General features: G+C 69.0%; 23 protein-coding genes. 14 read left to right on the top strand and 9 right to left on the bottom strand.

All coding sequences use genetic code 11. From position 1 onward, the window contains the following. The first annotated feature begins 152 nt into the window (after positions 1 to 152). From OC159_RS01430 to OC159_RS01390, 9 genes are all read left to right on the top strand, one after another. Positions 153 to 608: a universal stress protein gene (locus OC159_RS01430; protein ID WP_265499361.1), complete on the top strand. Its 456-nt coding sequence runs from the start codon at positions 153 to 155 to the stop codon at positions 606 to 608. A gap of 63 nt (positions 609 to 671) precedes the next feature. Then, a complete protein-coding gene (locus tag OC159_RS01425) occupies positions 672 to 1,232 on the top strand; it encodes a NifU family protein (protein WP_265499360.1) in 561 nt (186 codons plus the stop codon). Then, positions 1,225 to 1,827: a tRNA (adenosine(37)-N6)-threonylcarbamoyltransferase complex dimerization subunit type 1 TsaB gene (gene tsaB / locus OC159_RS01420; RefSeq protein WP_265499359.1), complete on the top strand. Its 603-nt coding sequence runs from the start codon at positions 1,225 to 1,227 to the stop codon at positions 1,825 to 1,827. The genes OC159_RS01425 and tsaB overlap by 8 nt, the downstream gene beginning before the upstream one ends. Then, complete coding sequence (locus OC159_RS01415; protein WP_265499358.1) at positions 1,824 to 2,243, top strand: GNAT family N-acetyltransferase; 420 nt, start codon at positions 1,824 to 1,826, stop codon at positions 2,241 to 2,243. The genes tsaB and OC159_RS01415 overlap by 4 nt, the downstream gene beginning before the upstream one ends. Before the next feature lie 81 nt (positions 2,244 to 2,324). After that, positions 2,325 to 3,314: a BMP family lipoprotein gene (locus tag OC159_RS01410; RefSeq protein ID WP_265499357.1), complete on the top strand. Its 990-nt coding sequence runs from the start codon at positions 2,325 to 2,327 to the stop codon at positions 3,312 to 3,314. Then, on the top strand, positions 3,314 to 4,948 hold the full coding sequence (locus tag OC159_RS01405; protein ID WP_265499356.1) for an ABC transporter ATP-binding protein: 1,635 nt from the start codon (positions 3,314 to 3,316) through the stop codon (positions 4,946 to 4,948). The genes OC159_RS01410 and OC159_RS01405 overlap by 1 nt, the downstream gene beginning before the upstream one ends. Next, positions 4,948 to 6,051, top strand: a complete 1,104-nt coding sequence (locus OC159_RS01400; protein WP_265499355.1) for an ABC transporter permease — start codon at positions 4,948 to 4,950, stop codon at positions 6,049 to 6,051. Before OC159_RS01405 ends, OC159_RS01400 begins: the two co-directional genes overlap by 1 nt. Then, a complete protein-coding gene (locus tag OC159_RS01395) occupies positions 6,048 to 7,076 on the top strand; it encodes an ABC transporter permease (RefSeq protein WP_265499354.1) in 1,029 nt (342 codons plus the stop codon). The genes OC159_RS01400 and OC159_RS01395 overlap by 4 nt, the downstream gene beginning before the upstream one ends. Beyond that, the gene (locus OC159_RS01390; protein WP_265499353.1) at positions 7,060 to 7,857 is read left to right on the top strand and encodes a purine-nucleoside phosphorylase; all 798 of its coding nucleotides are present in this window, start codon (positions 7,060 to 7,062) and stop codon (positions 7,855 to 7,857) included. The genes OC159_RS01395 and OC159_RS01390 overlap by 17 nt, the downstream gene beginning before the upstream one ends. A gap of 192 nt (positions 7,858 to 8,049) precedes the next feature. Here OC159_RS01390 and mnmH read toward each other — a convergent pair whose 3' ends face one another. Both mnmH and OC159_RS01380 read right to left on the bottom strand, forming a co-directional pair. Further along, a complete protein-coding gene (mnmH, locus tag OC159_RS01385; protein WP_265499352.1) occupies positions 8,050 to 9,126 on the bottom strand; it encodes a tRNA 2-selenouridine(34) synthase MnmH in 1,077 nt (358 codons plus the stop codon). A gap of 2 nt (positions 9,127 to 9,128) precedes the next feature. Next, entirely contained in the window at positions 9,129 to 9,704 is a 576-nt protein-coding gene (locus OC159_RS01380; RefSeq protein WP_265499351.1) for a L,D-transpeptidase, read from the bottom strand. Positions 9,705 to 10,080: 376 nt separating this feature from the next. Between OC159_RS01380 and OC159_RS01375 the strand changes: the two genes are divergently transcribed. After that, complete coding sequence (locus OC159_RS01375; protein ID WP_265499350.1) at positions 10,081 to 12,489, top strand: heavy metal translocating P-type ATPase; 2,409 nt, start codon at positions 10,081 to 10,083, stop codon at positions 12,487 to 12,489. Further along, positions 12,486 to 13,130 carry an arylesterase gene (locus OC159_RS01370; RefSeq protein WP_265499349.1) on the top strand — a complete coding sequence of 215 codons (645 nt, stop codon included), beginning with the start codon at positions 12,486 to 12,488 and terminating at the stop codon, positions 13,128 to 13,130. Before OC159_RS01375 ends, OC159_RS01370 begins: the two co-directional genes overlap by 4 nt. Positions 13,131 to 13,137: 7 nt before the next feature. On the opposite strand, the gene OC159_RS01365 is transcribed toward OC159_RS01370, so the two are convergent. From OC159_RS01365 to meaB, 5 genes are all read right to left on the bottom strand, one after another. Further along, positions 13,138 to 13,599, bottom strand: coding sequence for a copper chaperone PCu(A)C (locus OC159_RS01365; RefSeq protein ID WP_265499348.1), 462 nt, complete (start codon positions 13,597 to 13,599; stop codon positions 13,138 to 13,140). A 29-nt stretch (positions 13,600 to 13,628) separates the two neighbouring features. Next, positions 13,629 to 13,967: a hypothetical protein gene (locus tag OC159_RS01360; RefSeq protein WP_265499347.1), complete on the bottom strand. Its 339-nt coding sequence runs from the start codon at positions 13,965 to 13,967 to the stop codon at positions 13,629 to 13,631. A 108-nt stretch (positions 13,968 to 14,075) separates the two neighbouring features. Beyond that, positions 14,076 to 14,372: a 50S ribosomal protein L28 gene (rpmB, locus tag OC159_RS01355; protein ID WP_265499346.1), complete on the bottom strand. Its 297-nt coding sequence runs from the start codon at positions 14,370 to 14,372 to the stop codon at positions 14,076 to 14,078. A 104-nt stretch (positions 14,373 to 14,476) separates the two neighbouring features. Then, the gene (locus OC159_RS01350; RefSeq protein ID WP_265499345.1) at positions 14,477 to 15,562 is read right to left on the bottom strand and encodes a bifunctional transcriptional activator/DNA repair enzyme AdaA; all 1,086 of its coding nucleotides are present in this window, start codon (positions 15,560 to 15,562) and stop codon (positions 14,477 to 14,479) included. 66 nt (positions 15,563 to 15,628) lie between these two features. Further along, positions 15,629 to 16,597 carry a methylmalonyl Co-A mutase-associated GTPase MeaB gene (gene meaB, locus OC159_RS01345; RefSeq protein WP_265499344.1) on the bottom strand — a complete coding sequence of 323 codons (969 nt, stop codon included), beginning with the start codon at positions 16,595 to 16,597 and terminating at the stop codon, positions 15,629 to 15,631. A gap of 130 nt (positions 16,598 to 16,727) precedes the next feature. On the opposite strand from meaB, the gene OC159_RS01340 reads away from it, so the two are divergent. From OC159_RS01340 to OC159_RS01330, 3 genes are all read left to right on the top strand, one after another. Next, entirely contained in the window at positions 16,728 to 17,126 is a 399-nt protein-coding gene (locus tag OC159_RS01340; RefSeq protein ID WP_265499343.1) for a thioredoxin domain-containing protein, read from the top strand. 92 nt (positions 17,127 to 17,218) lie between these two features. Beyond that, a complete protein-coding gene (gene serS / locus OC159_RS01335) occupies positions 17,219 to 18,511 on the top strand; it encodes a serine--tRNA ligase (protein ID WP_265499342.1) in 1,293 nt (430 codons plus the stop codon). A gap of 91 nt (positions 18,512 to 18,602) precedes the next feature. After that, on the top strand, positions 18,603 to 19,301 hold the full coding sequence (locus tag OC159_RS01330) for a hypothetical protein (protein WP_265499341.1): 699 nt from the start codon (positions 18,603 to 18,605) through the stop codon (positions 19,299 to 19,301). On the opposite strand, the gene der is transcribed toward OC159_RS01330, so the two are convergent. Both der and OC159_RS01320 read right to left on the bottom strand, forming a co-directional pair. Next, positions 19,298 to 20,782 carry a ribosome biogenesis GTPase Der gene (der, locus tag OC159_RS01325; protein ID WP_265499340.1) on the bottom strand — a complete coding sequence of 495 codons (1,485 nt, stop codon included), beginning with the start codon at positions 20,780 to 20,782 and terminating at the stop codon, positions 19,298 to 19,300. The genes OC159_RS01330 and der overlap by 4 nt on opposite strands. Further along, complete coding sequence (locus OC159_RS01320; protein WP_265499339.1) at positions 20,779 to 22,104, bottom strand: outer membrane protein assembly factor BamB family protein; 1,326 nt, start codon at positions 22,102 to 22,104, stop codon at positions 20,779 to 20,781. The genes der and OC159_RS01320 overlap by 4 nt, the downstream gene beginning before the upstream one ends. Positions 22,105 to 22,116: the final 12 nt, after the last annotated feature.

Below are 22,116 nucleotides of genomic sequence, written 5' to 3'. Positions count from 1 at the left end.
TTGGCATCCGGTTACTGGCTACGAGCTTCTTTCGCGGCTAGCACAAGCCGGAACGATAGGGAACTGGCGCCCGAGGTTTTCGGTGCAATCCCTTGCGCAACCATGGCAGTTCGGCCACTCTGTGCCGATCCGGAACGGCAAGACGGGGTATGATGCGGAAATTTCTGGTCCTGCTGGACGACAGCAAGGAATGTCTGAACGCGATCCGCTTCGCCTCGATGCGCGCGGCCAAGACCCAAGGGGCTGTCGTGATTCTGGCCGTCATTCCCGCCGACGAGATCCAGCACGGCTTCGGCGTGGCCGACGTGATGCGCGGCGAGGCGCGCGAGCGGATCGAGGCGCATTACGAGGTCTTCGCGAAGTGGATGCGCTCTCGGCCGGGGATCGAGCCGGAGCTGGTCATCCGCGAAGGGGACCCGGCCGAGGAGCTTCTGGCGCAGATCGCCGAAGACGGAGAGATCGGCATCGTCGTCCTCGGGCTTGCCGCCGACAAGGGCGGACAGAACCCTGTCCTGACGCGGCTGCTGCGCGACCCGCTGGCCTTGCCGTGCCCGATCACGCTGGTGCCGGGCGACCTGTCCAAGGACCGCCTGGAGGCGATCACCTGACCGCCCCTGCAGCTTGACCCGAACGCCCTGGATAGCCATATCAGGCATCAAAGGAGCGCCCCCATGTTCATCCAGACCGAGACGACCCCGAACCCGGCCACGCTGAAGTTCCTGCCCGGCGAAACCGTGCTGGGCAGCGGAACGGCCGACTTCCCCTCGCCCGAGATGGGCGCGACCTCTCCGCTGGCCCGCCGGATCTTCACGGTCGAAGGCGTCACCGGCGTCTTTCTGGGCCGCGACTTCGTCACCGTGACGAAGGCCGACGATGCCCCCTGGGACCACCTGAAGCCGTCGATCCTGGGCGCCATCATGGAGCATTTCCAGTCCGGGGCCCCGGCGATCGAGGGCGAGGCGCCCGAAAGCGCGGGCCATGCCAGCCATGACGGACCGGATTCCGAGGTGGTCGGCCAGATCAAGGAACTGCTGGACACGCGCGTTCGTCCGGCTGTGGCGCAGGACGGCGGCGACATCACGTTCCACGGCTTTGATCGCGGCATCGTCTACCTGCACATGCAGGGTGCCTGCGCGGGCTGCCCGTCCTCGACCCTGACGCTGAAGATGGGGATCGAGAACCTGCTGCGCCATTATATCCCCGAGGTGATCGAGGTCCGGCCCGTTGCCTGACCGGATCGTCCTGGGCTTCGACACATCGGCCGCGCATTGCGCGGCCGCTTTGCTGCAGGGCGACCGTCTTCTGGCCCAATGCCACGAGGAGATGGCCAAGGGACAGGCCGAGCGGCTGATGCCGATGGCCGCCGAGGTTCTTGCCGAAGCCGGGTTGAGATGGGGCGATGTCGCGCTGGTCGGCGTGGGCGTCGGTCCGGGCAACTTCACGGGCATCCGGGTTGCGGTGGCGGCGGCGCGCGGGCTGGCGCTGGCCCTTGGTGTTCCGGCGGTCGGCGTCGGCACGCACGAGGCGCTGGCCTTCGGCCTGCCCAGGCCCTGCCGCATCGTCATCCCCGGCCGGGCGGGAGAGATCATCTGGCAGGATTTCCCGCCGCCGGATGAGGCCCAGAGCGGGAGCCGGCCGCGGCAAGCCGCAGCCGGCGCGCTGCCGCCCGGCCCCGCGCCGGCTGCGCCGGTTGTCGCTCTGGCCGAAGGTGTGGCGCGGATCGCGGCGTCGCGCGCCGACCGGCCGGGGCCGCGGCCGGCGCCGTTGTATCTTCGGCCCGCGGATGCGGCCCCCGCGCGGGAGGCGCCGCCGGTGATCCTCCCGTGACGCCGGAGGCGCTTGCGGAGTTGCATGCCCGCTGCTTCGAGCGGCCGCGCCCCTGGACCGCTGGCGAGTTTGCGGACCTCGTGGCCTCGCCCGGCGGCTTCCTGCTGTCAGAGCCGGGAGGCTTCCTGCTGGGTCGCGCCCTGGCCGGAGAGGCCGAGTTGCTGACGCTGGCAGTGGTGCCCGAGGCCCGGCGGGCGGGCCTGGGCCTGCGCCTGGTCGAAGGTTTTGCCAGAGAGGCGGCACGGCACGGGGCGGACGCGGCCTTCCTGGAGGTCGCAGCCGACAACTTGGCGGCCCGGCACCTTTACGACCGCGCGGGCTGGGCGCATGCTGGCACCCGGCGGCGCTATTACGGGCCGCAGACGGACGCCATCGTGATGCGATTGACGCTGCGTGCCGACCAAGAAGGCGGTTGACCGTCCCAGACCGATGCGCCCTAATCGCGAGTGACGGCGGGCCCTTCTGAATCGCCCGCGGAAACAGGATGAGGTTCCCTGATGACGCTGATGAAATCGCTTCTGACCGGCGCGGCGCTGTCCGCGATGTCGGCCGGCGCGGCCCTGGCCGATCCGGCGCTGATCTTCGACCTTGGCGGCAAGTTCGACAAGTCCTTCAACGAGGCAGCCTACATGGGCGCGCAGCGTTGGGTCGAGGAGACCGGCGGCAGCTATCGCGAGCTGGAGATGCAGTCGGAAGCGCAGCGTGAACAGGCCCTTCGGCGCTTGGCCGAATCCGGGTCGAACCCGATCGTCATGACCGGCTTTGCCTTCGGCGACGTCCTCAGTCAAGTGGCGGGCGATTATCCCGACACCAAGTTCGCGATCATCGACATGGTGGTCGAGGCGCCGAACGTGCAGTCGGTGGTCTTCACCGAGGAGCAGGGCAGCTACCTTGCCGGCGTCATGGCGGCCATGGCATCGGAATCGGACACCGTCGGTTTCATCGGCGGCATGGACATCCCGCTGATCCACAAGTTCGAATGCGGCTTTGCGCAGGGCTTCAAGTCGGTGAAGCCGGAAGGCGAGGTGCTGATCAACTATACCGGCACGACCCCGGCGGCCTGGAACGACCCCGTGAAGGGGGGCGAGCTGGCGCGCGCGCAGATCTCTCAGGGGGCTGACGTGATCTATGCGGCGGCGGGCGGCACCGGTATCGGCGTGCTGCAGGCAGCGGCCGACGAAGGCATCCTGTCGGTCGGCGTCGACAGCAACCAGAACATGCTGCACCCGGGCAAGGTCCTGACCTCGATGGTCAAGCAGGTGGACAACGCGGTCTATGATGCCTTCGTGGCGGGTGCCGATCTGGAGCCCGGCATCAAGGTCATGGACCTGGCCGCGGGCGGCGTGGACGTCGCCATCGACGAGAACAACCAGGAGCTGGTCACCCCCGAGATGCAGGCCGCCGTGGACGAGGCCAAGGCCGCCATCGCCTCGGGCGAAATCTCGGTGCACGACTACATGACCGACAACACCTGCCCGGCCAGCTGATGGCGACCGCAGGGAAAAGCGTGGGGGGGCGGTCGGACACGGCCGCCCCCGCTGCCATCGAGCTGCGCGGCATCTCGAAGGCGTTCGGGCCGGTCCAGGCCAACCGCAATATCGACCTGCGCGTCCCCAAGGGCACGATCCACGGCATCATCGGCGAAAACGGCGCGGGCAAGTCCACGCTGATGTCGATCCTCTACGGGTTCTACAAACCCGACGCGGGCGAGATTCTGGTCGACGGCCGCCCGATCACCATCGCCGACAGCCAGACCGCGATCCGCGCCGGCATCGGCATGGTCTTCCAGCATTTCAAGCTGGTCCGAAATTTCACCGTGCTGGAGAACGTGATCCTGGGCGCCGAGGACGGGGCCATGCTGCGCCCGTCGCTGTCCAAGGCGCGCGGCGTGCTGAAGCAACTGGCCGCCGAATATCAACTGAACGTGGACCCCGACGCGACGATCGACTCGCTCTCGGTTGGTCACCAGCAGCGGGTCGAGATCCTGAAGGCGCTCTATCGCCAGGCCGATATCCTGATCCTGGACGAACCCACGGGCGTGCTGACACCGGCCGAGGCGGATCACCTGTTCCGCATCCTGGAAGGCCTGCGCGACGAAGGAAAGACGATCATCCTGATCACCCACAAGCTGCGCGAGATCATGGAGATCACCGACAGCGTCAGCGTCATGCGCCGGGGCGAGATGGTGGCATCCGTCCGCACCGCCGAGACCAGCCCCGAGGAGCTGGCCGAACTGATGGTGGGCCGCAAGGTCCTGCTGAACGTCGACAAGCAGCCGGCGCGGCCTCAGGCCCCGGTGCTCGAGATGCGCAACCTGAGCATGGTCGACGACGAGGGCGTGGAACGCCTGCGCGGCGTCAACCTGGACATCCGTGCGGGGGAAATCCTGGGCCTCGCCGGCGTCAGCGGCAACGGCCAGACCCAGCTGCTGGAGATTTTGGGCGGCTATCCCCCAAAGAATGCCAAGGTCGGCGGCGAGGTGCGGATGAACGGCCAGCCCCTGCCCCTGTCGGGGAGCAGGTGCAACGCCGGCCAGCGGCGCCGCGACGGCATCGGCCACATCCCCGAAGACCGGCAGGTTGAAGGGCTGATCATGGACTTCGCGGCCTGGGAAAACGTCGCCTTCGGGTGGCAGGACGCGCCGGAATTCAACAAGGGCTGGCTGATGGACAACGCCGCCATCCGCAGCGACGCCGCCGAGAAGATGGAGCGGTTCGATGTCCGCCCGCGCGACCCGAACCTGGCGGCGCGCAACTTTTCCGGTGGCAATCAGCAGAAGATCGTCGTCGCGAGGGAGATCGAGCGCAACCCCGACCTGCTGCTGATCGGCCAGCCGACGCGCGGGGTGGACATCGGCGCCATCGAATTCATCCACAAGCGGATCGTGGAACTGCGCGACGCCGGCAAGGCGATCCTGCTGGTCTCGGTCGAGTTGGACGAGATCCTGTCGCTGTCGGACCGCGTGGCGGTCATGTTCGACGGACGCATCATGGGCGAGAGGCTGCCGGACCAGACCACCACCGGGGAACTGGGCCTGCTGATGGCCGGCGTGACCGACATGAGCGCCCCCGCCACCGCTGGCATCCCGCCCGAAGACCAGCACCCCGAGGAGCGCGCCTGATGGACAAGATGCCGAAATGGGCGGACGTGATCCTGACGCCGCTGATCTCTCTGGTGCTGGCGATGGGAATTTCCGCGCTGGTGATCCTGGCGATCGGCGAAAGCCCCTGGGTCGCGCTGACCACGATGGTCGAGGGCGCGCTGGGGTCGTCCTATGGCTGGGGGTTCACGCTTTATTATGCGACGAACTTCATCTTCACCGGACTGGCGGTCGCCGTCGCCTATCACGCCAGCCTGTTCAACATCGGCGGCGAAGGTCAGGCGGCGATGGGCGGACTGGGAGTCGCGCTGGTGCTGTTGAATATCCCGCTGCCGCATTGGGCACTCGCGCTGCCTGTTGCCATGGTCGGGGCGGCGCTGTTCGGCGCGGCCTGGGCCTTCATCCCGGCGATCCTTCAGGCAAAGCGCGGCAGCCACATCGTGATCACAACGATCATGTTCAACTTCATCGCGGCAGCGCTGCTGAATTACGTGCTGGTCAACAAGCTGCGCCCAGTGGGCAGCATGGACCCGGCCTCGGCCCGGTTTCCCGAGTCGACGAACCTGCCGGCGCTGACCGACCTGTTCGCGTCCATCGGCATCGAATGGGGGCGCAACACCCCCGCAAACATCACCTTCTTCCTGGCGCTGGCCGCCTGCCTGCTGGTCTGGGTGCTGATCTGGCGCACGCGTCTTGGATTCGAGATCCGCGCCTTGGGCAAGTCCGAACCGGGCGCCGTCTATGCCGGCATCAACCCCGTCCGCATCACCGTGATCGCCATGCTGATCTCGGGCGGTCTGGCAGGGCTGATGGCGATCAACAACGTCATGGGCGAATCGGAACGCCTGGTCCTGAACGCCGTCGAAGGCGCGGGCTTCATCGGCATCGCCGTGGCGCTGATGGGCCGCAACCACCCGCTCGGTATCCTTCTGGCGGCGCTGCTGTTCGGCTTTCTCTATCAGGGCGGGGGCGAACTGGCGCTGTGGACGACCATCCCGCGAGAGCTGATCGTGGTCATCCAGGCGCTGGTGATCCTGCTCACGGGCGCGCTGGACAACATGGTCCGCGTGCCACTGGAGCGTCTGTTCCTGTCCCGCCGCCGGACCGGGGGGGCCAAGGGATGAACATCAAGGATTCCTTCATCGCCATCATCGTGCTGGCGATCTGCCTTGTCTGGGCGCTGGCCGACGGGACGGCTGCGCAGCAGGGCATCGGCAGCGCGCTGCGCCTGATGACGCCCCTGCTGCTGGCCTGCCTGGCGGGGCTCTATTCCGAACGGGCCGGCGTCTTCGACATCGGGCTTGAGGGGAAGATGCTGATGGCGGCCTTCACCTCGGCCTCGGTCGCGTTCCTGACGGGCAGCGCCTGGCTGGGGCTGGCGGCGGGGATCGCCGGGGCGCTGGTGCTGTCGCTGGTCCACGGGCTTGCCTCGATCACCTTCAAGGGCAACCAGCTGATCTCGGGCGTGGCGATCAACTTTCTCGCCTCGGGCCTGACGGTGCTGGTCGGCCAGAACGCCTTCGGCCTTGGCGGTCGCACGCCGTCGCTGACCGGGGCGGGCCGGTTCAATCCGATCACCCTGCCCTTTGCGGACACGCTGCGCGACGTGCCGGTGCTGGGGCCGATCTATTCCGGTCTGATCTCGGGGCACACGATCCTGGTCTATGTCGCCTTCGCGCTGGTGCCGCTGACCTGGTGGGTGCTGTTCCGCACGCGCTTTGGCCTGCGGCTGCGGGCCGTGGGGGAAAACCCCGCCTCGGTCGATACCTCGGGCGTATCGGTGACACGGCTGCGCTATGCGGCGGTGGCGATCTGCGGCGTGCTGACCGGCATCGCCGGGGCCTATCTAGCCACGGCTCTGTCGGCCGGCTTCGTCAAGGAGATGACGGCAGGCCGCGGGTTCATCGCCCTGGCGGCGTTGATCTTCGCCAAGTGGCGGCCCTGGCAGGCGCTGTTCGCGACCTTCCTCTTCGGCCTCCTCGAGGCGATCGCGAACCTCTATCCCGACCTCGACCTGGGCTTCGTCACCGTCCCCTCGATGTTCATGAACGCGCTGCCCTATATCCTGACGGTGGTGATCCTGGCGGGCTTCGTCGGCCGCGCCGTCCCGCCCCGCGCCGGAGGAGAGCCCTATGTCAAGGAGCGCTGAGCTCGCCGCCCTTATCCGCGAGCGCGCCGGGGATAAGCCGCCAGCGTTCGGCATGATCCTCGGGTCCGGGTTGGGGCACCTGGCGGCCAAGGTAGAGGGCGTCGCCATCCCCTACTCGGACCTGCCGGGCTTTCCCCATGCCGGCGTGTCCGGCCATGTCCCGCAACTGGTGATCGGCCAACTGGAGGGCACCCGCGTCGCCGTCTTCGGCGGGCGGTCGCATTACTACGAATCGGGCCGTGCCGACGCCATGCGCCTGCCGCTGGAGGTGCTGGCCGAACTTGGCTGCGACCGCCTGATCCTGACGAATGCGGCCGGCTCGCTGCGCTCCGACATCCCGCCCGGCGCGCTGATGCTGCTAAGCGATCACATCGCCTTCGCCGGAACGAACCCCCTGATCGGAGAGGCGACGGACGCCCGATTCGTGCCCATGACCGACGCGCATGACGTCGACATGCGGGCCGGCCTGCGCGCGGCCGCCGAGGCCGAAGGCGTGGAGCTGCCAGAGGGCGTCTATTGCTGGTTTTCGGGCCCCAGCTTCGAAACCCCGGCCGAGATCCGCGCCGCCCGCACTCTTGGTGCCGATGCCGTGGGCATGTCCACCGTGCCGGAAATCATCCTGTCGCGCTTCCTGGGGCTGCGCTGCGCCGCGATCTCGGTAATCACCAACATGGGGGCGGGCCTGTCGGACGAGGCGATCAGCCACGATCATACCGAAGCAATGGCGCCCTTGGGCGCTGCCAAGCTCGAGGCCGTCCTGCGCCGCTTCCTGCGCGACTGAGGGTTCACGGTCTGTCCGAAGTCGCAAGTCGGCTTACACGCTGTCTCGGGCAATCCTGCCAACACGGTCAGGCGTCGAACAGACGCCTGGACGGCTGAATGCGGCCGATGGGCGTCGACCTGCAGCCGCCGGTTTCAACAGCGTCTTATGCGACGCCACCTGCCCGCGCCCATCGTGATGCCGCGGACATGATCAGCCGCCGATCGCCGATCCCGTGGACGGCTGCATCCGGGCCAATGCGGCCTCGACCTTCGAGGTCGCCGCCTCAAGGTCCGTCAGCCCGTGCAGGAACACCACCTGCCCGCGCCCGTCGTCATGCCGCGACCGGTGGCGTTGGTAGCGCGGGTCGTAGTGGTCCCGCAGCAGGCTCTCCGAAATTCCGTAGAGGTCGCCGACCGCCAGCATCTCCCGCCACATGGCGATCCGGTCGGCGGGGTGCAGCGGCGTCAGCTGGGTCAGAATCGGCGCCATGCGGACGCCGTCGCCCAGCACCTCGGCATAACGGTCGGCGGTGAAGACCGCGCGCGCCTCGACCGGCACCTCCAGCCGGGCGCGCGGGGCGGCGCAGATCGCCTGCCACATCGCCTTGGGAACGTTCAGATCGCCGATCCGGCTGCTCTCGGCCTCGACCAGCACCGGTCGGGTGGGGTCCAGCGCCTCAAGGGCCAGCGCCAGGCGGCCCTCGAACATCTTCTGGCTGGGCTGGCCACCTGGCATGCCGCCGAAGATGCTGCCCCGGTGGTTCGCCAGCCCCTCCAGGTCGATGACCTGGTGCCCGCGGCTGGCCAGGTGCAGCAGGATCTCGGTCTTGGCGCTGCCGGTATTGCCGTCCAGAACGATCACCGGCGCGGGAACCGGGCCATTCTGCACCAGGTCCACGACCAGCCGGCGCCAGGCCTTGTAGCCGCCCTCGATCCGGTCGGCGCGCCAGCCGACCTCTCGCAGAAGCGTCGTGAAGGCGCCGGAGCGCTGCCCGCCCCGCCAGCAATAGACCAGCGGCTGCCACGCCCCGTCGTGATGGGCCAGCGGCCCCGCGATGTGGCGGGCGATGGCCGCGATGACCAGCGCGCCGCCGATCTTGCGGGCGTCAAAGGGCGACACCTGCTTATAGATCGTGCCGACGCGCGCCCGCTCCTCGTCGTTGAGGACGGGCAGGCTGATCGCGCCGGGCAGGTGATCCTCGGCATATTCCGCCGGAGAGCGGGCGTCGATGATCTGGTCGAACCTCGACAGCGCGGGGTCGGCCACCCGTGACAGGCGCAGGGTCAAGATCAGAAGACGTAGACGGGCGTGCCGACCGGGACCTGGTCGAACAGGCTGATCACGGCTTCGTTGCGCATCCGCAGGCAGCCGTTCGACACCGCCCGGCCGATCGATCCGGGATCGGTCGTCCCGTGGATGCGGATCGCCGTGTCCTGGCCCTGGGCGTTATAGAGATAGAGCGCCCGCGCCCCCAGCGGGTTCTTCGGACCGCCGGGCATGCCATCGGCATATTTCTGGTACGCGTCCGGGTTACGTTCGATCATGTCCTGCGTCGGGCGCCAGCTGGGCCATTCGACCTTGCGCCCGATGGTCGCTTTGCCCTTCCAGACCAGTTCGTCCTTGCCGACGGCGACGCCGTAGCGGATCGCCCGGCCCGGCGCGATGACGTGGTAGAGGAAGAAGTCGCGGCTGACCACGACGATGCTGCCGACCTCGAAATCCTCGCGGATGGCGACCTCGGTCGGAACATAGGGATCGGCCGCAGCCGGGGCGACGGGTGCGGCCTGTGCCATCACCAGCGACGGCGCGGCGGCCAGCGCAACGGCCAGAGGCAGGGCCAGCGAGATCATCTGACGGCGGTTCATGCTTCATCCTCGTCCGGAACATTCGGCCCATGGTTACAGGAAAAGCGGCACCCCCCGCAACTCACGTCGACGTTGAGCCTTGACCGAGGCGCACACGGGCCACATCTGTTGGGCATGTGCTGCAGCAATTCGCAACCTCGCCGCCGCAAGGCGACTGTCCGTCCGGCCCATCTGTGCCGGGGCCGGGGCGACCGAGCCTGCCGCTGCCACATGTCCGCCCGGCCGCGCCTGTCGCGGCCCGCACCGCGCCCCGTGCCGGTGCACCTGGAGGCGCTCCCGCACGCTCAGCTGGCTGACCGCGCGCCATCGCGCCCGCAGGCGCCGCCGGCGGCCCCAATGTTGCTGCGACCGATCCGCAACCTTGGGACATCTGGACATGACCTCCGCCACCGAACTTGACCTGACCATTCCGGGCATCAGCTGCGCGTCCTGCGCCGGCCGTGTGACCCGTGCCCTGACCGCCCTGCCCGGCGTCAGCGACCTGAACGTGAACCCCGTCACCAAGCGCGCGCATCTGCGGCTTGACGGCGCCACCCTGCCGCAGGTGCAGGACGCACTGGAGCAGGCGGGCTATCCCGCGCAGCTGACCACCACCCGCCTGACCATCGACGGGATGAGCTGCGCCTCGTGCTCGGGGCGGATCACCCGCGCTCTGACCGTCCGCCCCGATGTCGCGCAGGCGCAGGTGAACCTGGCCACCCACCGGGCCGAGGTGACCCACGCGCCCGGCCTGTCGCCCGAGGCGCTGGCGCAGGCCATCACCCACCTGGGCTATCCCGCCAAAGTCGCCGTGCCCGACTGCCTGGCCGCGCCGCCGCCCGATCAGGCGCCCGACCTTCGGCGCGCTTTCCTGACGGCCCTTGCCCTGACCCTGCCGGTCTTCCTAGTCGAGATGGGTGGACATGCCATTCCCGGCTTTCACCACTGGCTGCACGGGCTGGTCCCGACGCAGGCGCTGTGGCTGGCGCAGATGGTGCTGACGCTGGCGGTTCTGGCGGGTCCGGGGCGGCGCTTCTTCACGGCAGGCATCCCGGCCCTGCGCCGCGGTGCACCCGAAATGAACAGCCTCGTCGCCCTCGGCGCGGGGACGGCGTTCCTGTTCTCGACCGTGGTGACGCTGGCGCCGGGGCTGGTGCCGGCATCCTCGCGTCAGGTCTGGTTCGAGGCGGCGGCGGTAATCATGACTCTGATCCTGATGGGCCGCTGGCTGGAAGCGCGCGCCAAGGGGCAGGCCGGCGCCGCGATCCGCGCGCTGATCGCGCTGGCGCCCGACACGGCGACAGCCCTGCGCGACGGACGTCCGGTCAAGCTGCCGGTCGCCGATCTGCGCGACGGCGACCTGCTGCTGCTGGCCCCCGGCGAACGGGTGGCGCTGGACGGCGTGGTGACCGACGGTTCGGGTCCCGTCGACGAGTCGATGCTGACAGGGGAACCTGTCCCGGCCTCGAAAGCCCCGGGCGACAAGGTCACCGGCGGGACGGTGAACGGATCGGCGGCCCTGACCTATCGCGTCACCGCGACCGGGTCGGACACCGTCCTGTCGCGGATCGTGGCGCTGGTCGAGCAGGCGCAGGCCGCCCGGCTGCCGGTGCAGGCGCTGGTCGACCGCGTGACGCTGATCTTCGTGCCGGTTGTGATGGCGCTGGCGGCGCTGACCTTCGTGCTGTGGCTGATCTGGGGGCCGGGGCTGGCCCATGCTGTCGTTGCCAGCGTGTCGGTGCTGATCATCGCCTGCCCCTGCGCCATGGGTCTCGCCGTGCCGGTGTCGATCATGGTCGGCAGCGGTCGGGGTGCGCAGCTTGGCGTCCTCTTCCGGCGGGGCGATGCGCTGCAGAAGCTGGCAGGTGCGCGGGTCGTGGCCTTTGATAAGACCGGCACGCTGACGCAGGGTCGCCCGCGGGTCACCGCGATCTGGACCGACGGCATCGGGCGCGACGATGCGCTGCGCTTTACCGCCGCCGCCGAGGCTCGGTCCGAACATCCCCTTGCCGCCGCCATCCTGGCCGAAGCCGAGGGCATGGACCTGCCCGCCGCCCGCTCGGTCACGGCCACCGCCGGACGTGGTCTAACGGCCTCGGTCGAGGGGCAGGACCTGCTGATCGGCAACCGTGCGGCGCTGGAGGCTGGCGGCGTCCCCCCTGCCCCGGCCCTGCTTGCGCAGGCCGATGACGCGGCCCGTCAGGGCGCGACCCCCGTCCACCTGGCCGTCGATGGTCGACACGTGGCGACCTTTGCCCTGGCCGACCCGGAACGCCCCGAGGCCGCGCCCACGGTGGCCGATCTGCACCGGCTGGGTCTGGAAACGGCGATGCTGTCGGGCGACCTCCTTGCCACAACGCAGGCCGTCGGCGCGCGCATCGGCATCGACCGGATCAAGGCCGGCCTGACATCCGAGGACAAGCTGACCGCAATCCATGGCATGGGCAAGGGCAGCGTCTTCGTGGGCGACGGCATCAACGACGCCCCCGCGCTGGCCGCCGCCGAGACCGGCATCGCGATCGGCACCGGCACCGACATCGCCATCGAATCCGCCGACGCGGTGCTTATGTCAGGCAATCCCCAAGGCGTCGTGCGGGCGATTCGCCTGTCGCGGGCGGTGATGCGCAATATCCGCCAGAACCTGTTCTGGGCGTTTGCCTATAACGCAGCGCTGATCCCGGTGGCGATGGGCGTGCTGGTGCCGTTCGGGGGACCGCAGCTCTCTCCGATGCTGGGGGCGGCGGCGATGGCGCTGTCCTCTGTCTTCGTGGTCGGCAACGCCCTACGGCTGCGGAGCGCCGCATGACCCTGTCCCGCCGTCAGCTGCTGACCGCCGCTGCCCTGACCCTGGCGCTGCCCGCCACGGCCCGGGCGCAAGTCGTGCCGCGCATCCTGTGCTTCGGCGACAGCCTGATGGCGGGCTATGGCCTGCCGCCCGGCCAGGGGCTGGTGCCGCAGCTGTCGAACTGGTTGGAGGCGAACGGGCATCCGGCGCGGCTGATCGACGGGGGGCTGTCCGGCGACACCGCCTATGGCGGTCGCGTCCGCATCGGACCGTCGCTGCGGCGTCACCGTCCCGACGCCGTCATCGTCGAACTTGGCGGCAACGACATGCTGCGCGGCTGGCAGGCGGACCAGGCGGAAAGGAACCTCGACGCGATCCTGACCATCGCCGGCAGGGGCGGTCGGTCGCTGCTGCTGGTCGGCGTCGGTGGCCCCGGCAAGGATGCGGCATCCCGGCGGGCTTGGGCCGGGATCTGGCCCCGGCTGGCGACCCGGCACGATGCGCTGCTGCTACCGAACCTTTATGGGCCGCTGCTTGCCGCGCCGCGCGACCGGCAGGCGGGCCTGCTGCTGGACGGCGTGCATCCGTCGGCCGAGGGAGTGCGGCTGATGGTGGGGCATCTTGGGCCGGTGGCCGCGCAGCTGGTCAGCCGCGCGGCGTGACAGCCGGTCAGTGACCGGCGTGGTCGCCATGTTCGGCGGCGGCGTCCTCTCGCTGGTTGTCGACGACCGCGGTGGTCGTTTCGCTGCCGCAGTCGCCGAAGTCGAGCGTCAGATCGATGCTGTCGCCATCGGCCAGCGGACGGGTCAGGCCCATCAGCATCACGTGATCGCCACCGCGCGCAAGCTGGTGCGTCCCGCCGGCGGGAACGGTGATGCCACCCTCGATGGCGCCCATGCGCATCACGCCATTCTCCTCGGAATGGCTGTGCAGCTCGACCCGATCGGCCGCGTCCGAGGCGACGGATTGCAGCGAACAGGCCACCTTGCGATGGTTTTCCAGCGTCAGGAAGATCGCGCCGGTCTTGGGGTTGGCGCTGCGGGCATAGGCGTCGTTGATGTGCATGCCGTCATGCGCCAGCGCGGCAACGGGAAAAAGGGCCGCAACGGCGGCAAGGGTCAGGGTCTTCATGATGGTCCTCGTGTTCTAAAAAGTGATTCTCAGGCAACGAGGAGAACCGGAGGATCGCGCACCCGGATGGCGGTGCGCCGGAAGGTCCGGGTAGGCGCACGCCGCGCCGTCGTGGCCCCGAGGGTGCCCGACACGCGCTGCGGCAACGCGACATCAGCGGAGCCAACCGCGACCAGCACGGCAAGGGCCATGTCGGGGCAGACATGGGCGGCACGGCCCCCGTCGTCGGGAAGAACCGTGACGACGACCCCGTGCCCGGTGCACAGCACGACCTCGGTCCCTTGGCGCACGGTGCCGCGCGCAGCACCCAGCCCGATGCTGGTCAGCATCACGACAAGGATCAGGGCGAAGGGCACGGGACGGAACATGGCGGGACCCTAGCTGACCGGGCGTGGCGGGTCAGCGGTCAATCGGTCGCAGGCATGCGAAAGCCCCGCCGAAGGGACGGGGCTGCGCAGGTTGCCGGCTGCTGCGGCTCAGGCCGAGGCGGTCTCGGCTTCGGCCTTGGACAGGTCGCGCTTGATCTTCAGCGCACGGTCCGACAGTTCGGTGTCCTTGGCGCGGGCCAGGAAGGCGTCCAGCCCGCCACGGTGATCGACCGACCGCAGGGCGGCGGCCGAGATCCGCAGCGAGTAGCCACGGCCCAGCTTTTCGGACAACAGCGTGACCTCGTTCAGGTTCGGCAGGAACCGGCGACGGGTCTTGTTGTTGGCATGGCTGACATTGTTACCGGTCATCGGGCCTTTGCCGGTCAGTTCGCAGACGCGCGACATGGTTGTGTTCCTTCGTCTCAGCTATGCGGGCGTTCCCGGCAGTGGGTCCGTCCCAATGTGAAAGGGCGCCGCGAGGCAGCGCCCGGAATTCCGTTCGCGGGTGGTTACAGCGATGCGGGGCCTGCGTCAAGCCTTGTCGGGCGATTCGCCGCGCGATAGCCGGATTCCAGCGCGATCAGGCGTTCCTTCCGCCAGAGGCCGCCGGCATAGCCCGTCATGCTGCCGTCGCTGCCGATCACCCGGTGGCAGGGCACGACCAGTGCCAGCCGGTTCGCGCCATTGGCCGCAGCCACCGCACGGACGGCGGACGGCTGGCCGATGGCGGCGGCAAGCTGGGCGTAGCTGCGCGTCTCTCCTGCCGGGATGTCGCGCAGCGCCTGCCAGACGCGGGCCTGGAAGGGCGTTCCCACAAGCCGCAGGGGCAGGTCCAGCCGCCCGTCGCGGCCCTCGAAGAATCGGGCCAGCGCGGCCTCGGTCTGGTCCGTCACCGCCGTCCGGCCCAGCCCGATGCGCCCGCCGACCAGCGCCGACAGCCGCCGCAGACCCTGCGGCAGCGCCTTGCGGTCCACGAATTCCAGCAGGTGCAGCGCGTCGTCGTCGGCGATGACGACCATCCCGCCAAGGGGCGTGTCGATCCAGTCGGCGCGCAGGTCGCCCTGCATCTGGTGCGGCGCGTGGCCGAACAGCGCGCGGAACGCTTCGCGAAACCCCGAGGACGAATCGAAGCCGGCCTCCAGTTGTGCATCGATCATCCTGCCCCCCTTGTGCAGCGTCGCCATTCCCTGCCGCAGCCGCGCGGTGCGGGCCATCTGCAGAAAGCTCTGCCCGAAATGCTGGCGGAACAGCCGCCGGACAGTCGACGGATCGTGACCGCGGGCAGCCAGGTCCGCCTCGGACCAGCGGTGGTCGGGGCGGGCGGCAAGGGCTGCGGTCAGATCGGCGATCAGCGGATGCGCATCCGCCTGCGCCCCCCCGGGTTTGCAGCGCAGGCAGGCGCGGAAGCCGGCGGCCTTGGCGGCGGCGGCGTCGGGAAACCAGCGGCAATTTTGGGGCCGGGGCTTTCTGGCCGGACAGGTCAGCCGACAGAAGATCCCGGTCGTGGTGACGCCGACCAGCGCCACGCCCTCATAGGCCGCATCGCGCGCCAGCAGCGCGGCATAAAGTTGGTCATGATCCGTCAGGTCACGCATCGCATCACCCCTTTCCCGCACCGTCATACGCGATTCGCGCGGGGTGTGGGGCGTGAAATCGGGCAGCTATTCCCGCGCGCCCAGCCAGTCGAGCACCTGGCGCGCAGCGATCCCGGGGGCCAGGTCGCCCGCAGCCACCGACTGCCCCAGATCCTCGACCCGCCTGCGCGCGTCGGGCGTGTCCAGCTGCGCCAGAAGACCGGCGCGCAGTTCGGCCAGGAACCAATGGCGGGCCTGCTGGGCGCGAATGCTGTCGAAATGCCCGTGCGCCCGCCGCCAGTCGACCAGCTGGCACATCCGGTCCCAGGCCTCGTCAAGGCCCGCGCCCGTGGCGGCCGAAACCGGCAGCGCCTGGGGAAAGCCCTCGGGGTCCTGCGGTCGCTTGCGCAGCAGGCGCAGAGCGCCCGCATAATCCGCGACGGTACGGCGGGCCGATGACATCAGCTCTCCGTCGGCCTTGTTGACCAGGATCAGGTCGGCCATCTCCATGATGCCGCGCTTGACGCCCTGCAGCTCGTCCCCGCCCGCCGGGGCCAGCAGCAGGATGAAAAGGTCCGACATGTCGGCGACCAGCGTTTCGGACTGTCCGACGCCGACCGTCTCGATCAGGATGACGTCGTGGCCTGCGGCCTCGCAAAGGCGGATCGCCTCTCTGGTCCGGCGGGCGACGCCGCCAAGCTGGGCGCTGGAGGGGGTCGGGCGGATGAAGGCGCGGGGGTTGCGGGACAGAAGCTCCATCCGGGTCTTGTCGCCCAGGATCGAGCCGCCGGACCGGGCCGAGGACGGATCGACCGCCAGAACGGCCACGCGCAGGCCCTGTTCGGTCAGGCGGGTGCCGAAGGCCTCGATGAAGGTGGACTTGCCGACACCGGGCGTGCCCGACAGCCCGATGCGCAGCGCCTGCCGGTCGGGCAGCGCCCCGATCAGCCGTTGCGCGCGGTCGCGGTGGTCGGGCCGGGTCGATTCGACCAGCGTGATTGCCCGCGACAGCGCCCGGCGGTCGCCCTGCGTCAGAGGTTCGAGAAGTTCGTCCATCCATCGCCCCGTTCAGATCGGCCGGAACATTGGACCAGATGCAACCGACCGACAATCCCCGCGCCCCCGGTCTGGTCCTTGTGCCCGAGGGGGCGCGGGCCTAGATTGCGCATCGTCAGGGAGGACCGGCATGCCCAAGCTGTCCCGAAGGACCGTGGTTCTTGCGCTGCCGGTGCTGGCGGTGGCTGGACGCGCATGGGCGCAGCAGGACTGGTCCGCGCAGCCCCTGCAGCTGATGATGGTCTCGTCCCCCTATTGCCACTTCTGCCGCGCCTGGCGGGCAGAGATCGCGCCAGGCTATGCCGCCTCGCCCGCCGGACGGGTGGCGCCCTTGTTCGATGTCGATGTCGACGGCCCCTTCCCCGACGGGCTGGCACTGGACCGGCGCCCGCGCATCACACCCAGCTTCATCCTTCTGGACCGCGGCACCGAGATCGGGCGCGTCGAAGGCTATGTCGGCAAGCACTATTTCCATCCGGTGCTGGAGGAGATGATGCAGCGCGCGGGCGTCGACCTGGCGGCGTCCTGACGACGATTATCGCGCGGGGAAGATGCGGCGGGCTTTTGTCGGGCGCGTCCTTGCGCTAGGCAAGCGGCGATGCAAATTGCGAAGGTGCCGCCATGCATGACATCCGTGCGATCCGTGACAACCCCGAGGCCTTCGAACAGGCGCTGAACCGGCGTGGGCTGCACGGCCTGACCTCGCAGATCCTGTCGCTGGACAGCGACCGTCGCGCGCGGATCAGCGCCGCCGAAACCGCGCAGGCGGACCAGAACAAGGCCAGCAAGGAGGTCGGTGCCGCCAAGGCCCGCGGAGACGACGCCCAGTTCGAGCGACTTCGCGCGCTGGTCGCGCAGACCAAGTCCGACATCGCCGCCATGCACGCCGAGGCCGCCGATCTGGATGCGCAGTTGCGCGACCTGCTGATGGGCATCCCGAACCTGCCGCTGGAAATCGTGCCTGATGGCAAGGATGAAGACGACAATGTCGAGCTGCGGCGCTGGGGCACCCCGCCCGGCTTCGACTTCCATCCGCAAGAGCATTTCGACATAGCGGGCGTCAAGCCCGGCATGGATTTCGAAACGGGCGCCAAGCTGTCGGGCAGCCGCTTCGTCGTGCTGAAGGGCGCGGTCGCCCGCATCCACCGGGCGCTGGCGCAATTCATGATCGACCTGCACATCGACCAGCACGGGCTGGAGGAGACCTGGACCCCGGTCCTCGTGCTGGAGGACATGATGCTGGGCACCGGTCAACTGCCCAAGTTCGGCGAGGACAGCTATCTGACCCGCGAGGGGTACTGGCTGATCCCCACGTCCGAGGTGACGCTGACCAACACGGTGCATGGCGACCTTGTCGATCACGCCAGCCTGCCCCGCCGGATGGTCGCGCACAGTCAGTGCTTCCGGTCCGAGGCCGGCAGCGCGGGCCGCGACACCGCCGGGATGCTGCGCCAGCACCAGTTCGAGAAGGTCGAGATGGTGTCCATCACCGACGCCGACAGCGGCCTGGCCGAACATGAGCGGATGACCCGCTGCGCCGAAGCCGTTCTGGAAGCGCTGGACCTGCCCTACCGGACCGTCGTGCTGTGTACCGGCGACATGGGCGCGGGCGCGCGGATCACCCACGACCTCGAGGTGTGGCTGCCCGGCCAGGACCGCTATCGCGAGATCAGCAGCGTCAGCTATTGCGGCGATTACCAGGCGCGACGCATGAACGCGCGCTATCGCCTCGAGGGCGGCGGCAAGCCGGAATTCGTGCATACGCTGAACGGGTCCGGGCTGGCCGTCGGACGCGCGCTGATCGCGATTCTGGAAAACGGCCAGCAGGTCGACGGTTCGGTCGTGCTGCCCCAGGCCCTGCACAGGTATCTGGGCGGCGCGACGCGGCTGACGGCAAAGGGAACGCTGTCCTGAACCGTTCTGCAGCACGGCGGAAACTGGCGCACCCGACGGCGCGTTTGCCTGCATGATCAGGCGCGGGACAGTTGTACATGTGGCGGCCTCGGTGATCTTCGTGATCGCCGGGATCGGCCACGCCATCCCCGTCACCCACGACAGCGCCCGCCTGTCGGGGCCGCTGCTGCCTCCGCCGCCGCAGATCACCATCAGCGCGCCCGGACAGATACCGGAACTGTATCTCGACCCCGTGAACATCGTGATGTGGGCCCTGCTGGCGTCGATCTGGGCGATGGTGCTGCTGGATGCGGCGGGACAGTTCATCGATCCCTCGGATGACATCGTCGAGCGAGGCGACCTGCCCCGTATCTGGCCCCTGATGAGCATCGCCGTGCTGGCAGCGACGGCCCTGCCCTGGCTGCTGAGAAACCCGTTCCTGCTGACGGCGGTCGCCGCCCTGGGGGCGCTGTGCGCCATCATTGCAGCGGGACGCGCTGCAGGGCACCACCGGCCCGCGATCGGCTTTCTGGCGGGGTGGTCGACCGCGGTCTTCTCGGCGACGCTGGCGGGGCTGGCGGCGGACAAGCTGCCGATCCAGGCGCTTTCGGCGCTGGCCATCCTGCCGGGCGCGGCCATCGGGATGGTGGCCCAGATCTGGATCGGATCCAGCGTCGGCTACTCTCTGGCGCTGATCTGGGCGTTCTGCGGACTTGCGGTCACCACGATGGGCAGCGACCCCATGATCGCGCTGGCGGCGATCCTGGGGATCTCTGGCATGGCGACGGTGCTGGTCCGCGCCGCCAGTTAGCTGCCCTTCGGTTTCTGCCGCACCTTGTGCTTGGACAGGGCGCCCGACTGCACGATCCTCGTGGCCTTCGCCTTGTAGGGGTTGTCGCCCCCCTGGTCGCGGAAGAACAGCCGGATCGGCGTGCCGGGCATGTCGAAATCCGCCCGCAGCCCGTTGATCAGGTAGCGCTGATAGCTGTCGGGGATTTTGTCGGTGTGCGTCGCCTTGACGATGAACGCGGGCGGCCTGGTTTTCACCTGGGTCATGTAGCGCAGCCGGATGCGGCGCCCGCCCGGTGCGGGGGGTGGGTGGCTTTCGGTCATGGCGCCCAGCCACTGGTTCAGCTTGGCCGTCGACACGCGGCGGTTCCAGACCTCGTGCGCCTTGAGGATCGCGTTATGCAGCCGGTCCAGACCCTTGCCGGTGCGTGCGGACACCGTGACCAGCGGTGCGCCCTTCAGCTGCGGCAGCAGCTTCTCGAAATTCGCGCGCAGTTCGTTCAACTTCTGCGGCTTTTCCTCTTCCAAGTCCCACTTGTTGGCGGCAACGACGACCGCGCGGCCCTCGGTTTCCGCGAAGTCGGCAATGCGCAGGTCCTGCTGCTCGAACGGGATCTCGACGTCCAGAAGGACGACGACAACCTCAGCGAAGCGGACGGCGCGCAACCCGTCGGCGACCGACAGCTTCTCCAACTTGTCGGTGACCTTGGCACGCTTGCGCATGCCCGCCGTGTCGAAGATCCGCATTGGCGTGTCCATGAAGCGGGTCGTCACGCTGATCGAATCGCGAGTGATCCCGGCCTCGGGACCCGTCAGCAGTCGGTCCTCGCCCAGGATCTTGTTGATCAACGTCGACTTGCCGGCATTCGGGCGGCCGATCACGGCCAGCTGCAGGGGGCGATCCTCGGACGGGCGCCAATCCTCTTCGCCCTCGCCACTTTCGGCATCCTCGTCCGAAAGGTCGATGTCGGTCACGGCCTCGACGGGCGCGGGGCGGTCGGCCTCGATCTGATCGGCTAGGGGCACCAGCAGGCGGTAAAGGTCGTCCATTCCCTCGCCATGCTCGGCCGAAATGCGAATGGGCTCACCAAGGCCAAGGGCATAGGCTTCCATCGCACCGGCCTCTCCGGCGCGACCCTCGGACTTGTTGGCGGCCAGGATCACGTGTTTTGCGCGGCGGCGCAGGATCTCGGCAAAATACTCGTCGGCTGCGGTCACACCGACCCGCGCATCGACCACGAAGAGGCAGATGTCGGCCTCGTCCACCGCGCGTTCGGTCAGGCGGCGCATGCGGCCTTGAAGGCTGTCGTCGTCGGCCATTTCCAGGCCGGCACTGTCGATCACGACAAAGCGCAGGTCGCCCAACCGTCCCGCGCCTTCGCGCAGGTCGCGGGTCACGCCCGGCTGGTCATCGACCAGCGCAAGCTTCTTGCCGACAAGACGATTGAAAAGTGTGGACTTGCCCACGTTGGGCCGCCCGACGATGGCGAGTGTGAAGGTCATCTGAACGCATGCAACTGGCCGTTGCGCGCAACGACGTAAAGGGTTTGACCGGCGACGACGGGGGCCGAGGCAGCCCCTCCGGGGATCTGCGCCTGCCCGACCAACGCGCCGGTGGCGGGATCGAAGCTGCGTAACATGCCATCGGATGAGGCGACATGCAAGCGCCCGCCGGCCAGGATCGGCCCGTAATGCGCGTAGATCTGGCTCTGCTTGCGCGTACGCTCGGTCGTGAAGAACGGCAGCGGCTGGCGCCAGAAGACGCCGCCCGTGACCGCGTCCAGCCGCACCAGCTGCCCCTGGTCGTTGACCGAGAAGACCGATCCGCCCGCCACGACCACGGGGCTGGTCGCGCCTTCGTCGGCGGCCCAATCCTGCAGGCCCGTGGCCAGTTCGACCGCATCCATGCGCCCCGACGAGGTCGCGGCGTAGACCCGGCCCCCGGTGATGACCGGGTCGCCGGTCACGTCGCGGATGATCGCCATGCTGCGCCCGGTCCGGGTGCCGGCGATCTGGTTGGCCCAGGTGGTGAGGCCCGTTTCCCGGTCTACGGCAAGCATCTGGCCGGACGCGAAGGGAAAGATCACCGTGTTGCCTTGCACCGCCGGGACCGACACGCCCATGACGCCGGATCCCGACGGCGCGCCGGAGGTCTGCCACAGCACGCGCCCGTCGCTGGCGCGCACCGCCCATCCGACCGAGTTCGTGTCCGCGACATAGACGACGCCGTCCTGCACCGCCGGACCGCCGCTGATCGGCGCACCGACGCGCTGCCGCCAAAGCACCGCGCCCGAGGCCGCGTCCAGCGCGACCAGTTCGCCAAAGCCGGTTGTGGCAAAGACGCGCCCACCTTCGTATGCCAGCCCGCCGCCCGAGGCGCTGTCGGGATTTTCCTGCACCGGCGTGATGTCGACCGACCATGCGCGTCCGCCGGTGGGGGCCGTTGCCGTCACCCGCGCCCGGCTGTCCAGCGTGAAGATGCGCCCTGCCGCCACGACCGGATCCGACGTGATGCGGTGGCGGCGTGTTTCCCCCTGCCCGATCGGCACCGACCAGAGCCGGCCTAAGGACGGGGCCAGCTGTACATGGCCCGGCGCATGGGCGGCATTGCCGCCGCGATGGGTCCATTCGGCGTTCGAGACCGGCGCTGCCAGCGACAGGGCGGTGCCGGTGATGCCGGCCGGCCCCTCGGCCGCGGGGCCATCGGGCGAGGTCACCGCCAGCGGGTCAAGACGCTCTCCGGGCAGGATCACGTCGCGGTTTCCGCAGGCCGAAAGCCCCAGTCCGGCGGCAATCGCCAAGGTCAGTCGCAGCGTGGCGGTCATCCCGGCCTCTCC

The organism is Paracoccus beibuensis (genome assembly GCF_026162625.1).
GTDB lineage: Bacteria > Pseudomonadota > Alphaproteobacteria > Rhodobacterales > Rhodobacteraceae > Paracoccus > Paracoccus beibuensis.
The sequence above is the reverse complement of the archived record's forward strand: the minus strand, read 5'-3'. Positions and strand labels throughout refer to the sequence as shown.